We start from the raw sequence: 13,381 nt of genomic DNA, 5'->3' as shown, positions 1-13,381 counted from the left end.
AGCAACGGATATGTACACAGTCAGCTACCAAAAGCATCCCGCAAAAACCCCGGCGCGATATACCGCTGATAGTGCGCCTCGGACAAAATAAAAAACTCCCGGTCAATGGCATCCCGCAACTCAGGCAACCCCCACTCCCGAAACTCCGGCATCAACACCATCCCGTAAGCCTCCAGATTGCTGATCACCCGAGCCCCACGGGCAATCAACTGATAGGCCCAGCAGTACTCCGACTGATGCGGCACAAACCGAATCTTGCGCTGCTCCAGCTGCCCCCGCAGCATTTTAGGGTCAAACACCTCAAGCTTCCCGGCCATCACCTGCACCAACAACTGCTCCAGCCTCAGCCACACCGCACGTTTTTCTTCCTCGTTATACCCGTTCCACTGAATCACCTCATGGTGAAACCGCTTGCACCCCCGGCACACAAGATCGCCGTAAACCGTGGAGCACAGGCCTACGCAGGGGGTCTTGATGGTTTGGTTAGACATGGTCGACAACGCACAAATCAGCGAAACAGTTGCACATGTTAGCCCTTTGTCTAAGGTTGATCACCCTGCAAACTTGGCGCGGCAACTTACGTTTAGAATTTTTTTGCCGTAGAATCATCCGGCCTTGTAAGGCGCCAATAATCCGTTGGAAGCTGTTTTCAAAGCGTCACGAGCACAGTCGTTCCTAAAGAACGGTGTTGGCGATGGTTATTTACCCGGTAAATAGCCAGCGCCAACCCTCATCAGCTCCGTTCTGCAGGCGTAAAACTTTGAAAGCAGCTTCTGTGAGGATTGCCGGCAGCGCTGGCTCTACGGCCCAAAAAGCCCCTGAGCGCATGCGTGCCGTGCATTTCTGGATGAGCGTCCCGTGGGACCACTGATGAGGGTAATAACTGTGCTTGAAGCCTACCGCAAACATATCGAAGAGCGTGCAGCCCTGGGTATCGTTCCCCAGCCGCTTAACGCCGAACAAACCGCAGGCCTGGTCGAGCTGCTGAAAAATCCCCCGGCTGGCGAAGAAGAATTCCTCGTTGACCTGATCACCAACCGCATTCCACCAGGCGTTGACGAAGCTGCCTACGTCAAGGCCGGTTTCCTGTCTGCCCTGGCCAAGGGCGAAGCCACTTCTCCCCTGATCGACAAGAAACGCGCTGTTGAACTGCTCGGCACCATGCAAGGCGGCTACAACATCGTGACCCTGGTCGAGCTGCTGGACGACGCCACCCTGGCCCCCGTCGCAGCCGCCCAACTCAAGCACACCCTGCTGATGTTCGATGCTTTCCACGACGTCGCGGAAAAAGCCAGGAACGGCAACGAACACGCCAAAGCCGTGATCCAGTCCTGGGCCGACGGCGAGTGGTTCAAGAACCGCCCGACCCTGGCCGACAAGATCAGCCTGCGCGTGTTCAAGGTCACCGGCGAAACCAACACCGACGACCTGTCCCCTGCCCCGGACGCCTGGTCCCGCCCTGACATCCCGCTGCACGCCCTGGCCATGCTGAAAATGGCCCGTGAAGGCATCGTGCCGGATGAGCAAGGCAAGACCGGCCCGATGAAGCAGATCGAAGAAATGCGCGGCCAGGGCTTCCCGATCGCCTACGTCGGTGACGTGGTCGGTACCGGTTCGTCGCGTAAATCGGCCACCAACTCGGTACTGTGGTTCTTCGGCGACGACGTGCCTTACGTGCCGAACAAGCGCGCTGGCGGCTTCTGCTTCGGCAGCAAGATCGCTCCAATCTTCTACAACACCATGGAAGATGCCGGCGCACTGCCAATCGAGTTCGACGTTACCAACATGAACATGGGCGACGTGATCGACCTGTACCCGCATGCTGGCAAAGTCACCAAGCACAACAGCGATGAAGTCCTGACCACCTTCGAAATGAAGACTCCGGTCCTGTTGGATGAAGTCCGTGCCGGCGGTCGTATCCCGCTGATCATCGGCCGTGGCCTGACCGAAAAGGCTCGCGCCGAGCTGGGTCTGCCACCTTCGACCCTGTTCAAACTGCCGGAAGCCCCGGCTGAAAGCGACAAGGGCTATACCCTGGCGCAGAAAATGGTCGGCAAGGCCTGCGGCGTGGCTGGCGTTCGTCCAGGCACCTACTGCGAACCGAAGATGACCACCGTCGGCTCCCAGGACACCACCGGTCCCATGACCCGTGACGAACTGAAAGACCTGGCGTGCCTGGGCTTCTCCACCGATCTGGTAATGCAGTCGTTCTGCCACACCGCGGCCTATCCAAAGCCGATCGACGTGACCACCCACCACACCCTGCCTGACTTCATCATGACCCGTGGCGGCGTATCGCTGCGTCCGGGCGACGGCATCATCCACAGCTGGCTGAACCGCATGCTGCTGCCGGACACCGTCGGTACCGGTGGTGACTCCCACACCCGTTTCCCGATGGGCATTTCGTTCCCGGCCGGTTCCGGCCTGGTAGCGTTCGCCGCCGCCACCGGCGTCATGCCGCTGGACATGCCGGAATCGATCCTGGTGCGTTTCAAAGGTGAAATGCAGCCTGGTATCACCCTGCGTGACCTGGTTCACGCCATTCCTTACTACGCGATCCAGGCTGGCCTGCTGACCGTAGAGAAGAAAGGCAAGAAGAACGCCTTCTCCGGCCGCATCCTGGAAATCGAAGGCCTGGACAACCTGAGCATCGAACAAGCCTTCGAGCTGTCCGACGCCTCGGCTGAACGTTCGGCTGCCGGTTGCACCATCAAGCTGTCGAAAGAATCCATCACCGAGTACCTGAACTCCAACATCACCCTGCTGCGCTGGATGATCGGTGAAGGCTACGGCGATGCGCGCACCCTGGAACGTCGTGCCCAAGCGATGGAAGCCTGGGTTGCCAACCCTGAGCTGATGGTTGCCGATGCTGACGCCGAATACGCGGAAATCATCGAGATCGACCTGGCCGACATCAAGGAGCCTGTGCTCTGCGCGCCAAACGATCCGGACGACGCCCGTCTGCTGTCCAGCGTTGCTGGCGAGAAGATCGACGAAGTGTTCATCGGTTCGTGCATGACCAACATCGGTCACTTCCGCGCTGCCGGTAAACTGCTGGATCAGGTCAAGGGTCAGCTGCCAACCCGTCTGTGGCTGTCGCCGCCGACCAAGATGGACGCTCACCAACTGACCGAAGAAGGCTACTACGGCATCTACGGCAAGGCTGGCGCGCGCATGGAAATGCCGGGCTGCTCGCTGTGCATGGGTAACCAGGCACGTGTAGAGCCGAACTCGACAGTTGTGTCGACGTCGACCCGTAACTTCCCGAACCGTCTGGGTGACGGCGCAAACGTCTACCTGGCTTCGGCCGAGCTGGCGTCGGTGGCTTCCATCCTGGGTCGCCTGCCGACCGTCGAGGAGTACATGGAATACGCCGCGAAGATCAACACCATGGCCAGCGACGTGTATCGCTACCTGAGTTTTGACCAGATCGCCGAGTTCCGTGAAATTGCTGCAAGCGCCAACATTCCTGTGGTTCAAGCCTAAGGTTTTGTTGCTGTAAACGAACGCCGCGTATCATCAGATGCGCGGCGTTTTTTTATGCGCCTCGATTGAGGCCCAGACCTTGTCCTGCGCCTGGGTGCACGGCGTGCCTTCCGGGTGTGCCTGGATCGTGGCGATCACCGCGCGTAACTCTGCCTTGCTCTGGTCCATTCGGGCTTGAAGCTCTTCTATCTGCGCAATCCTGCGCTCAAGCCTCAAGATGATATCGGCGCGTTTCGCCTCGCTCGGCGAATCGTCGGGCATCAGCGCCTTCAACTCCTGCAAGCTGAAACCGGCGCGCTGAGCGCCCTGGATCAATTGCAGCGTCTGCAACGTCTGCATGGGATAACGGCGATAGCCATTACCTTGTCGCTCGACCTGGATCAGCCCCTGGGCTTCGTAAAAGCGAATCTTCGAGGCTGCCAAGCCGCTGCGTTCCGCCAGTTCACCAATATTCATCGCCAACCCCATTGACCTTAAAGTGACCTTTAAGCTTAGCCTGAGCGCTCCCAATGTGAGGAGTCAAGCATGTCGCCCTTTGAAGCGTTGCAATTGCCCAACGGCCAGCTCATCAGTAACCGCATCGCCAAGGCGGCGATGGAAGAGAACATGGCGGATGCGAACCAGGCGCCTTCCGAGGCCCTGATGCGCTTGTATCAAGCCTGGGCCGACGGCGAGCCCGGCCTGATCCTGACCGGCAACGTGATGATCGACCGCCACGCCATGACCGGCCCCGGCGGCGTGGTGCTGGAAGACGAACGTCACCTGGACAAGTTTCGCCAATGGGCCGCGATTGGCCGGGCCAAGGGCGCGCACTTCTGGGTGCAGCTCAACCACCCGGGCCGTCAGACCATGGCCAACCTCGGCCAGCAGGCCCTGGCACCTTCGGCGGTGGCCCTCGATCTCGGCGGCTTTTCGAAGATGTTCGCCCAACCCAAAGCCATGACCGAGGACGATATCCAGGACGTCATCTCGCGCTTCGCCACCAGCGCGCGTCTCGCCGAAAAAGCCGGTTTCAGCGGTGCGCAGATCCATGCGGCCCACGGCTACCTGCTCAGCCAGTTTCTCTCGCCCTTGAGCAACCAGCGCACAGACCGCTGGGGCGGCAGCGTTGAAAACCGCGCTCGGCTGTTGCTGGAGGTGATCAAAGCCGTGCGCGCCGCCGTGAGCGCGGATTTCTGCGTGGCGGTGAAACTCAACTCCGCCGACTTCCAGCGCGGTGGCTTTGACGCCGCCGACGCCCACGCCGTGGTCGAACTGCTCAACCCGCTGGCCATCGACCTGCTGGAGTTGTCCGGCGGCAGCTACGAAGCCCCGGCCATGCAAGGCGAGGCTCGCGACGGACGCACCCTGGCCCGCGAAGCCTATTTCATCGAGATGGCCAGCGACCTGGCGAAAGTCGCCAACATGCCGGTGATGGTCACCGGCGGCATCCGGCGCTTGCCGATCGTGCAGCAAGTCCTGGACAGCGGCATCGCCATGGCCGGGATCGCCACCGCGCTGACCCTGGAGCCGCACCTGATCAAGCAATGGCGCGCCGGCCGCGATCTCAACCCGCAATTGCCGCCGATCCGCTGGAAGCGCAAACCCCTGGCCAGCCTGGCGAGCATGGCAGTGGTGCGCTATCAGCTTCGCCGCCTGAGCCGTGGCCGCCAGCCGAAACCCGGGGTGACGCCGCTGCTGGCGTTGATAAAAGACCAACTGTTTATCGCCCGCCGCACTCGGCAATATCGCGCTGCGATGACCAATTCTTCACATTGAGCGGGGAGCATTCAGCGCCATGGAACTGTCCTTAACTGATCAGCAGCTTTTTACCCTCACTGACGATTGGAGTTCTTCATGGCGAAAATCACCCTGGCCCAGCAATTGGCGACCACCCTTGAACAGGCGGGCATCAAGCGCATCTGGGGCCTGACCGGCGACAGCCTCAACGGCCTGACCGACTCCCTGCGCACCATGGACAGCATCGAGTGGATGCATGTGCGCCACGAAGAAGTGGCCGCGTTTGCCGCCGGTGCCGAAGCCGCCGCCACCGGCGAACTGACCGTATGCGCCGGCAGCTGCGGCCCCGGCAACTTGCACTTGATCAATGGCCTGTTCGATTGCCATCGCAACCACGTGCCGGTGCTGGCCATTGCCGCACAGATCCCCTCCTCCGAGATCGGCCTGAACTACTTCCAGGAAACCCATCCCCAGGAACTGTTCAAGGAGTGCAGCCACTTTATCGAGCTGGTGACCAACCCCGAGCAGATGCCTCACGTGCTGCACCGTGCCATGCGCTCGGCGATCCTCAATCGCGGCGTTGCGGTGGTGGTGATTCCCGGGGATGTGTCACTGTTGGAAGTAGAAGATAAATTCAAACCGTGGCCGGCCCTGCTGGCACCGCGCACGTTGCCGGCAGAACAGGACCTGCAACGCCTTACCGACATCCTCGAACACAGCGGCAAAGTCACCCTGCTGTGCGGCAGCGGCTGTGCCGGCGCCCACGATGAAGTGGTAGCCCTGGCCGACGCCCTCGGTGCACCGGTGGTTCACGCCCTGCGTGGCAAAGAGCATGTGGAGTGGGACAACCCGTTCGACGTCGGCATGACCGGCCTGATCGGCTTCAGCTCCGGTTACCACGCCATGCTCAACTGCGACACGCTGATCATGCTCGGCACCGACTTCCCGTATCGCCAGTTCTACCCGACTGACGCGAAGATCATCCAGGTCGACCGCAACCCGCAGGCATTGGGCCGACGTGCCACGCTGGACTTGGGGATTGCTGCCGACGTCAGCGAAACGATTCAAGCGCTGTTGCCGCGCCTGACCCGCAAGACGGATCGCAGCTTCCTCGAAACCTCGCTCAAGCATTATGAGAAAGCGCGCCAAGGCTTGGATGACCTGGCGGAACCGTCAAAGGCCGGCCGGCCGATTCATCCGCAATACGTCGCGCGCCTGCTCAGTGAGCTGGCGGACGACGATGCGATCTTCACCGCCGACGTTGGCTCGCCGACCGTCTGGGCGGCGCGTTACTTGAAAATGAACGGCAAGCGCCGGTTGATCGGCTCGTTCAACCACGGCTCGATGGCCAACGCCATGCCCCAGGCCATCGGCGCCCAAGCCGCGTTTCCCGGGCGCCAGGTGATTTCGATGTCTGGCGACGGTGGCTTTACCATGCTGATGGGTGACTTCATCAGCCTGGCGCAGTTGAACCTGCCGGTGAAACTGGTGGTGTTCAACAACTCGTCCTTGGGCTTTGTCGCCATGGAGATGAAAGCTGCGGGCTATCTGGACACCGGCACCGAGCTGAAGAATCCGGACTTTGCCGCCATGTCCAACGCCATGGGCATCCTCGGCATTCGCGTCGAACAGTCCGAAGACCTCGAACCGGCCCTGCGCCGCGCCCTGGCTCATGACGGCCCGGTGCTGGTGGATGTGGTGACCGCCACTCAGGAACTGGTGATGCCGCCCAGCATCAAGCTGGAACAGGCCAAGGGCTTCAGCCTGTACATGCTCAAGGCGGTGATGAGCGGGCGTGGTGATGAAGTGATCGAGTTGGCGAAAACCAACTGGCTCAGGTAAGTCCCGCCACTGTAGGAGCGAGCTTGCTCGCGAAGATCGTTAACGATGACGCGGGCTATTTGAAAGCTCGCGTCGCCTGGACGTTCTTCGCGAGCAAGCTCGCTCCTACAGGTTACTTATGCGCTTTGCTTTTCCACCCACTTGCCGTAGGCATCAATAAACGCCTGCAAAAACGGCTTGGTCTTTTCCGAGACCTTGCCCGACTCATCGAACACGCTGCCCGCACCGCCCAGATAGGCTTCCGGCTGCTGCATGCACGGCACATCGAGAAACACCAGCGACTGGCGCAAATGGTGATTGGCCCCAAAACCGCCGATGGCGCCGGGAGACACACTGATCACCGCACCCGGCTTGCCGCTGAAGACACTCTGGCCATAAGGACGTGAACCGACGTCAATCGCATTCTTCAATACACCCGGCACGGAGCGGTTGTATTCGGGGGTCACAAACAACACCGCGTCGGATGAACGCACGTGTTGACGGAAAGTACTGTAGGCTGCCGGCGGTGCAGCACCGTCGATGTCCTCGTTGTAGAGCGGCAAATCGCCAATTTCGACAATGTTCAACTTGAGGTTGGCGGGCGCCAACTCGGCCAGTGCCAGGGCGACCTTGCGGTTGATCGACTCTTTTCTCAAGCTGCCGACCAGTACGGCAATCGTGTAGACCTTGCTCATTGGGGTTTCCCGATTTCTGACTTAAGGAGTTTGTAGTTATAGAGCCTGCGCGACGCTATCACCAGCGCGTTTTTGCAATCCCCAGGGACGTTTACACCGCAGATGGATTTGTAAGTAATGTCTGAAAAAGTCAACGAATAGTATTTTTTTTCAATAGGTAAACTACCCCGCTCTCCTACGGTCTACAGAACCGCAAATCGAGTGTTTATCTCCAGAGGTTCTAAACAGATGGCAGCAGTACTTGTCGGACAGTTCCATGCCAGAGACGCGGAAGGTCGCGTTTATTCGGTGCATGAGTTCCAGGAATCCAACCCGCCCCTCGACGGCCTGGCTGGCTCGGCGCCCACCACCACGTACAAGCTGGCCATTGGCGACCGCGTAGAAAAACTGGATGGCGATGAGTTCAGGCTGATTCAGTCGGGCACCGTCATCAAACGCGAATCGGCAACGATCCAGGCTTCATAAGACGTTATTCCCCATAGGCGATATCAACATTATCGCCGACGCTTCCCAGTGTCCGGTCCTTGCCGAACGAGAACAGATCAAAGTTGGTTTTGGCCTGGCTGGGAGGATAGTGGTACTGATAGGCCACGCCCCAAGGGTCCGTCAGCATGTCCTGATCCTTGAGATAGGGGCCCCGCCACTTCCCTTCTCCCGCTGGCTGAACCGTCAACACCGCCAGCCCCTCGTCGTCGGTAGGATAACGCCCTACATCCTGATGAAACTGCTCGACTGCCTTGCCCAGCTCTTTCAACTGGACCTTGGCCGTGGCGATTTCCGACTGAGTCACGTCGCCGAAGATCCGCGGCCCCACCGCAACCGCCAACACGCCGACCACCAGCACCACCACCAGCAGGTCCCACAACGAAAACCCGCGCGTGTCTGTTTTACCGAGCATCGATAAGGCTCCCCCGTGGATCCTCTGGTTGATACGCCCTTTGTATGACCTGCTGGTTGCAGGCGCCAAGGGACTTGATCGTGCAAGTCTAGTTGGGGCGCTGCCGTGGCGGGTCTTTTTTCCACGCCCGGGCCTGAGCCATTGAATCCACGTCGCGCTGAACATAGACTCCGGCCATGCGTTTACGTCATATCGAAGTCATTCAAGCGATTTTACAGACCGGACACCTCGGCACCGCCGCCGAATGGTTGCAACTGCCTGTGGCCGATGTGGACGCAACCCTCAAGGATGCCGAGCTGCAGTTGGGCTTCATGCTGTTCGCCAGTGTGCGCGGACGCTTGCAGGCCACCCGGGAAACCCTTGAGCTGCAGGCCGAAATCGCCCACCTCTATGCAGCCCTTGAGCCGGTGCAACGCCTGGCCAGCAGCCTTAAGCACCATCATGCCCCGCCCTTGCGCGCACTGTGCACCCCGCCGCTGGCCAATCAACTGCTGCCCCAGGCGATCGCCGTGCTGCGCCGACGTTTCCAAGACACGCCGTGCAACCTCTCCAGCCATTCCACCCGGGATATCGTCAAAAGCCTGCTGCTGCACGAAGCCGACCTCGGCCTGAGCCTGCACGACCCGGACCATCCGCAAATCCACAGCCAACCACTGGCCCACGGCAAGCTGCAATTGCTCGCGCCCCATGGCTGGCTGAAGCCTCGGCAGAAGTACATTGCGCTACAGGAACTGGCCGGGCAGTCGATGATCGGCCTTGAAGGCCAGGACCCGCTGAGTCGCCTGCTGGACAGCAAACTGCAAGCCCTGCGCCCGCTGCCGGTGGTGCAAACGCGGGTGCAGACGTACCAGATGATGCGCAGCATGGTAGAAGCCGGGGAAGGCCTGGCGATTGTCGACCCGTTCACCGCCAGCGGCGCACGGGAAGCCGGGCTGGATGCGTGCCCGTTGTCACCGCCGATTGTGGTGACCTTGTATGCGTTGACCCTGAAGGGTAGCGAGCCATCGCCCGCCTTGAATGCGCTGCTGGAGATCGTCACCGAGAAGGCTGAAAACCTGCTGACAAGCACATTGCCGTGAATGTGGGAGCTGTCGGGCCTTGGCGAGGCTGCGAAGGCGGCGGCACAGTCGATAAAGAGGTTGCCTGATCTACCGCTATCGCGGCCTCGCTGGGGCTCGACGGCTCCCACAGGGGGGCGGGGGAAGTCTGGGAGCTGTGTGTTCGGTCGCAAGTACTTGGGTTGCGCAAATCGAATGTGGGAGCTGTCGAGCTTCATCGAGGCTGCGAAGGCGGCGGCACAGTCGATAAAGAGGTTGCCTGACACACCGCCATCGCGGCCTCGCTGGGGCTCGACGGCTCCCACAGGGGGTCGGGGGAAGTCTGGGAGTTGTGTGCTCGGTCGCAAGCACTCGGGTTGCGCAAATCGAATGTGGGAGCTGTCGAGCTTTAGCGAGGCTGCGAAGGCGGCGGCACTGTCGATAAAGAGGTTGCCTGACACACCGCCATCGCGGCCTCGCTGGGGCTCGACGGCTCCCACAGGGGATCGGGGGAAGTCTGGGAGTTGTGTGCTCGGTCGCAAGCACTCGGCTTGCGCAAATCGAATGTAGGAGCTGTCGAGCTTTAGCGAGGCTGCGAAGACGGCGGCACTGTCGATAAAGAGGTTGCCTGATCTACCGCTATCGCGGCCTCGCTGGGGCTCGACGGCTCCCACAGGGGATCGGGGGAAGTCTGGGAGCTGTGTGTTCGGTCGCAAGTACTTGAATTGCGCAAATCGAATGTGGGAGCTGTCGAGCTTTAGCGAGGCTGCGAAGACGGCGGCACAGTCGATAAAGAGGTTTCCTGACACACCGCCATCGCGGCCTCGCTGGGGCTCGACGGCTCCTACAGTTGATCGGTGCAGCTCAGACTGCTTCCAATTCTGTCTTGAACAACCGATACCAGAAAATCGCCACTTCGCGCGTCTGCGGATCAATCCCGCGATAGCGCAGGTGGTCGATCCCGCCCATCACATACCCGCAGCGCTCATACAGCCGGCAGGCACCGAGGTTGTTGTTCTGGGTCTCCAGCATCATCCCCGGCAGGTTCTTCTTGCGGCTCCAGAACTGCGCCACGTCCAGCAATGCCTTGGCCACCCCGTGGCGCCGCGCGGGCAAGACCACCGCCAGCTCATCCACATGGGCAAAGCCGTTCCAGTTGGTGCTGACCACGATATGCCCCACGGGCCGGTCATCGAGGTAGGCCATGAACACCGCACTGTCGGCCGCGTCACGGAAGCTGGCGAATTCCTCGGGATCGATGCCGTAGCATTTGCGGTATGGCACGATACGCTCCACCGCCCACTGGTCGACGCGCTTGCCCATTTCCGGCTTGCCGTAGGCGTTGACTTCAAAGCTGAAGTCGTTCCCCCACACGTAGGCGTCAAATCCTTCGTCAGCCACCCGGACACTGAGGCCCGGGTACTTCGGGTTCATTACAGCTTGCATAAACATCCTTAACCCTTGATGCAGTCGACGGTGTAACAACGACCACTGCCGTCATCTTCGTGTTGCAGTCCATGAACATCGGCAACAAAGCCGGGGAAACTGCTATCGAACGTCCTGGCAAACGCCAGGTAATCAATGATCGAGCGAGTCGATTCGGTAAAGCGCTCACCCGGCATTATCAACGGAATGCCCGGCGGGTAAGGCACCAGCATGACCGCTGCGACCCGACCTGGCAAAGCGTCGATGGACACCGCCTCGACTTCGCCCTTGACCAACAGGTCGTAGGCGTCGGCCGGTTTCATCGCGATTTCCGGCAGTACCGTGTACATCCGCTTCAGGTGCTTGGCCGTGGCGTTGCTGCGGTAACAGCTGTGCAACTGGTCGCACAGATCCTTTAAACCCAATCCCTGATACCGCGCCGGGCCCTGCTGAAACACCGATGGCAAACAGACAGCAAGGCTCACGTTGGCGTCATAACTGCGCTTGAATTCCAGCAGTTCGGTGAGCAGGGTACTCCACTTGCCTTTGGTGATGCCCATGGAAAACAGCACGAGGAACGAATACAGCCCGGTCTTTTCCACCACCAGCCCACGTTCCCAGAGGAATTTACTGACCACCGCAGCGGGAATTCCGCACTCGCTCAAAGCCCCGCCGGCGTTCAGGCCAGGCATCACCAGGGTGACTTTTATCGGGTCCAGCAGCACGTAGTCTTCGGCGATATCGCCAAAGCCATGCCAGTCGGCCTGGGGTTGCAGCAGCCAGTCTGCGGTCACCACCCGGTCAATGCCCGCCACCAGCGGCGGCTGCCAGATGGAAAACCACCAGTCTTCAGCGGCGATGTGCTGGCGCAGGTTGGCCAGGGCACGTCGGAAGCTCAGGGCTTCGTCAAACATCTCCTGCAGCAAGGAACGCCCCGCCGGGCCTTCCATCATCGCCGAGGCCACGTCCAGGGAGGCGATGATGCTGTACTGCGGCGAGGTGGAAATATGCATCATGAACGCTTCGTTGAAGCGGTCGCGGTCCAGCTTGCGCACGCCGCCATCCTGCACATGGATCATCGACGCCTGGCTGAACGCCGCCAGCAGCTTGTGCGTGGAGTGCGTGGTGAACACCAGCGGGCTCTCGGGCGTGCGCGAAGTGCCCATGCCATAGCGCCCGGCGAAAAACTCATGAAACGCCGCGTAGGCGTACCAGGCTTCGTCGAAGTGCAGCACCTCGACGCTGTTGCCCAGTTGCTGCTTGATCAGTTCGGCGTTGTAGCACAGGCCGTCATAGGTGGAGTTGGTGACCACCGCCAGCTTGACCCTGGCCGGTCGGCCTCGGGTCAGCGGGCTGGCCTCGATCTTGGCGCGGATCGACTCGGGGCTGAACTCGCTCAGGGGAATCGGCCCGATGATCCCCAGTTCATTGCGCTCCGGGCACAGGTACAGCGGGATGGCGCCGGTCATGATGATCGAATGCAACACCGACTTGTGACAGTTGCGGTCCACCAGCACCAGGTCATCCCGGCCCACCATCGAGTGCCAGACGATCTTGTTGGCGGTGGAGGTGCCATTGATCACGAAGTAGGTGTGATCGGCGCCGAAGTTGCGCGCTGCCCGCGCCTCGGCTTCGGCCAACGGGCCGGTGTGGTCCAGCAGCGAGCCGAGCTCCGGCACCGACACCGACAAGTCCGAACGCAGGGTATTTTCCCCGAAGAACTGATGAAACGCCTGCCCCACCGGGCTTTTGCGATAGGCCACGCCGCCGCCATGACCGGGGGTGTGCCAGGAATAATTGGAATCCGCCGTGTGCTGCACCAGGGCCTTGAAGAATGGCGGCAACAGGCCATCCAGGTAGGCGCGGGCCGCACGGGCCACTTGCCGGGCAAGAAACGGCACGGTGTCTTCAAACAGATAAAGAATGCCCCGCAACTGGTTCAGCTCGCTCATGGCATCGGCTGGGGCGTTTTCCAGGGTGACCTGCTCACCGAGGGCGAAGATCGGCAGGTTTGGCGCCCGCACCCGCGCCAGGCGGATCAGCTCCACCATGTTTTGCATCAGATGGGTATTTTCCCCGGCGCCCTCGGCGGCAATCAGCATGCAGGCCAGGCCGTGATGGGTCGAAGCCACCAGGCGACCCTCGGCGTAGTCCACCGCCGAAAAGATACTGAAGCCCTCCTGCTCAAGCTCCCGGGCGATGCCCCGGACGCGGTCGCCGGCAACGGTGTCGGCCTTGATGTCGCGGTGTACGATCAGAACCGGGAACTTCAGGTCTTTGTACATGAGCGCTTGGCGTCC

At 60.7% G+C, this 13,381-nt stretch carries 11 protein-coding genes; 5 read left to right on the top strand and 6 right to left on the bottom strand.

Annotation, left to right across the window (positions count from 1 at the left end; genetic code table 11):
* Positions 1–20 precede the first annotated feature (20 nt).
* A complete protein-coding gene (locus V6607_RS16110) occupies positions 21–491 on the bottom strand; it encodes a DUF1289 domain-containing protein (RefSeq protein WP_008431341.1) in 471 nt (156 codons plus the stop codon).
* A gap of 394 nt (positions 492–885) precedes the next feature.
* Between V6607_RS16110 and acnB the strand changes: the two genes are divergently transcribed.
* Positions 886–3,486: a bifunctional aconitate hydratase 2/2-methylisocitrate dehydratase gene (acnB, locus tag V6607_RS16105; RefSeq protein WP_003209239.1), complete on the top strand. Its 2,601-nt coding sequence runs from the start codon at positions 886–888 to the stop codon at positions 3,484–3,486.
* Positions 3,487–3,519: 33 nt separating this feature from the next.
* Here acnB and V6607_RS16100 read toward each other — a convergent pair whose 3' ends face one another.
* Entirely contained in the window at positions 3,520–3,942 is a 423-nt protein-coding gene (locus V6607_RS16100; protein WP_087693749.1) for a MerR family transcriptional regulator, read from the bottom strand.
* A gap of 69 nt (positions 3,943–4,011) precedes the next feature.
* Between V6607_RS16100 and V6607_RS16095 the strand changes: the two genes are divergently transcribed.
* Both V6607_RS16095 and poxB read left to right on the top strand, forming a co-directional pair.
* On the top strand, positions 4,012–5,244 hold the full coding sequence (locus V6607_RS16095) for an NADH:flavin oxidoreductase/NADH oxidase family protein (RefSeq protein WP_134326609.1): 1,233 nt from the start codon (positions 4,012–4,014) through the stop codon (positions 5,242–5,244).
* Positions 5,245–5,322: 78 nt separating this feature from the next.
* Positions 5,323–7,047, top strand: coding sequence for a ubiquinone-dependent pyruvate dehydrogenase (gene poxB / locus V6607_RS16090; protein ID WP_008431335.1), 1,725 nt, complete (start codon positions 5,323–5,325; stop codon positions 7,045–7,047).
* A gap of 116 nt (positions 7,048–7,163) precedes the next feature.
* Here poxB and V6607_RS16085 read toward each other — a convergent pair whose 3' ends face one another.
* Positions 7,164–7,721, bottom strand: coding sequence for an NAD(P)H-dependent oxidoreductase (locus tag V6607_RS16085; RefSeq protein WP_076013377.1), 558 nt, complete (start codon positions 7,719–7,721; stop codon positions 7,164–7,166).
* 228 nt (positions 7,722–7,949) lie between these two features.
* Here V6607_RS16085 and V6607_RS16080 point away from each other — a divergent pair, with 228 nt between their 5' ends.
* Positions 7,950–8,186: a hypothetical protein gene (locus V6607_RS16080; protein ID WP_134326608.1), complete on the top strand. Its 237-nt coding sequence runs from the start codon at positions 7,950–7,952 to the stop codon at positions 8,184–8,186.
* 4 nt (positions 8,187–8,190) lie between these two features.
* Here V6607_RS16080 and gspG read toward each other — a convergent pair whose 3' ends face one another.
* A complete protein-coding gene (gene gspG, locus V6607_RS16075; protein ID WP_338743965.1) occupies positions 8,191–8,619 on the bottom strand; it encodes a type II secretion system major pseudopilin GspG in 429 nt (142 codons plus the stop codon).
* Between the two features lie 176 nt (positions 8,620–8,795).
* On the opposite strand from gspG, the gene V6607_RS16070 reads away from it, so the two are divergent.
* On the top strand, positions 8,796–9,698 hold the full coding sequence (locus V6607_RS16070) for a LysR substrate-binding domain-containing protein (protein WP_102369042.1): 903 nt from the start codon (positions 8,796–8,798) through the stop codon (positions 9,696–9,698).
* An 822-nt stretch (positions 9,699–10,520) separates the two neighbouring features.
* Here V6607_RS16070 and V6607_RS16065 read toward each other — a convergent pair.
* Positions 10,521–11,090 carry a GNAT family N-acetyltransferase gene (locus tag V6607_RS16065; RefSeq protein WP_003217028.1) on the bottom strand — a complete coding sequence of 190 codons (570 nt, stop codon included), beginning with the start codon at positions 11,088–11,090 and terminating at the stop codon, positions 10,521–10,523.
* 20 nt (positions 11,091–11,110) lie between these two features.
* The gene (locus tag V6607_RS16060; protein ID WP_008431331.1) at positions 11,111–13,366 is read right to left on the bottom strand and encodes an arginine/lysine/ornithine decarboxylase; all 2,256 of its coding nucleotides are present in this window, start codon (positions 13,364–13,366) and stop codon (positions 11,111–11,113) included.
* Positions 13,367–13,381 lie beyond the last annotated feature (15 nt).

Origin of the sequence: Pseudomonas sp. KK18 (assembly GCF_037094675.1) — a bacterium.
Classification (GTDB): domain Bacteria; phylum Pseudomonadota; class Gammaproteobacteria; order Pseudomonadales; family Pseudomonadaceae; genus Aquipseudomonas.
The sequence above is the reverse complement of the archived record's forward strand: the minus strand, read 5'-3'. Positions and strand labels throughout refer to the sequence as shown.

What these genes read in the sequence shown, in the direction of transcription:
- V6607_RS16110 (WP_008431341.1), bottom strand. Translation starts at nt 491, where the DNA reads ATGTCTAACCAAACCATCAAGACCCCCTGCGTAGGCCTGTGCTCCACG.
- V6607_RS16100 (WP_087693749.1), bottom strand. Translation starts at nt 3,942, where the DNA reads ATGAATATTGGTGAACTGGCGGAACGCAGCGGCTTGGCAGCCTCGAAG.
- V6607_RS16095 (WP_134326609.1), top strand. Translation starts at nt 4,012, where the DNA reads ATGTCGCCCTTTGAAGCGTTGCAATTGCCCAACGGCCAGCTCATCAGT.
- poxB (WP_008431335.1), top strand. Translation starts at nt 5,323, where the DNA reads ATGGCGAAAATCACCCTGGCCCAGCAATTGGCGACCACCCTTGAACAG.
- V6607_RS16085 (WP_076013377.1), bottom strand. Translation starts at nt 7,721, where the DNA reads ATGAGCAAGGTCTACACGATTGCCGTACTGGTCGGCAGCTTGAGAAAA.
- V6607_RS16080 (WP_134326608.1), top strand. Translation starts at nt 7,950, where the DNA reads ATGGCAGCAGTACTTGTCGGACAGTTCCATGCCAGAGACGCGGAAGGT.
- gspG (WP_338743965.1), bottom strand. Translation starts at nt 8,619, where the DNA reads ATGCTCGGTAAAACAGACACGCGCGGGTTTTCGTTGTGGGACCTGCTG.
- V6607_RS16070 (WP_102369042.1), top strand. Translation starts at nt 8,796, where the DNA reads ATGCGTTTACGTCATATCGAAGTCATTCAAGCGATTTTACAGACCGGA.
- V6607_RS16065 (WP_003217028.1), bottom strand. Translation starts at nt 11,090, where the DNA reads ATGAACCCGAAGTACCCGGGCCTCAGTGTCCGGGTGGCTGACGAAGGA.
- V6607_RS16060 (WP_008431331.1), bottom strand. Translation starts at nt 13,366, where the DNA reads ATGTACAAAGACCTGAAGTTCCCGGTTCTGATCGTACACCGCGACATC.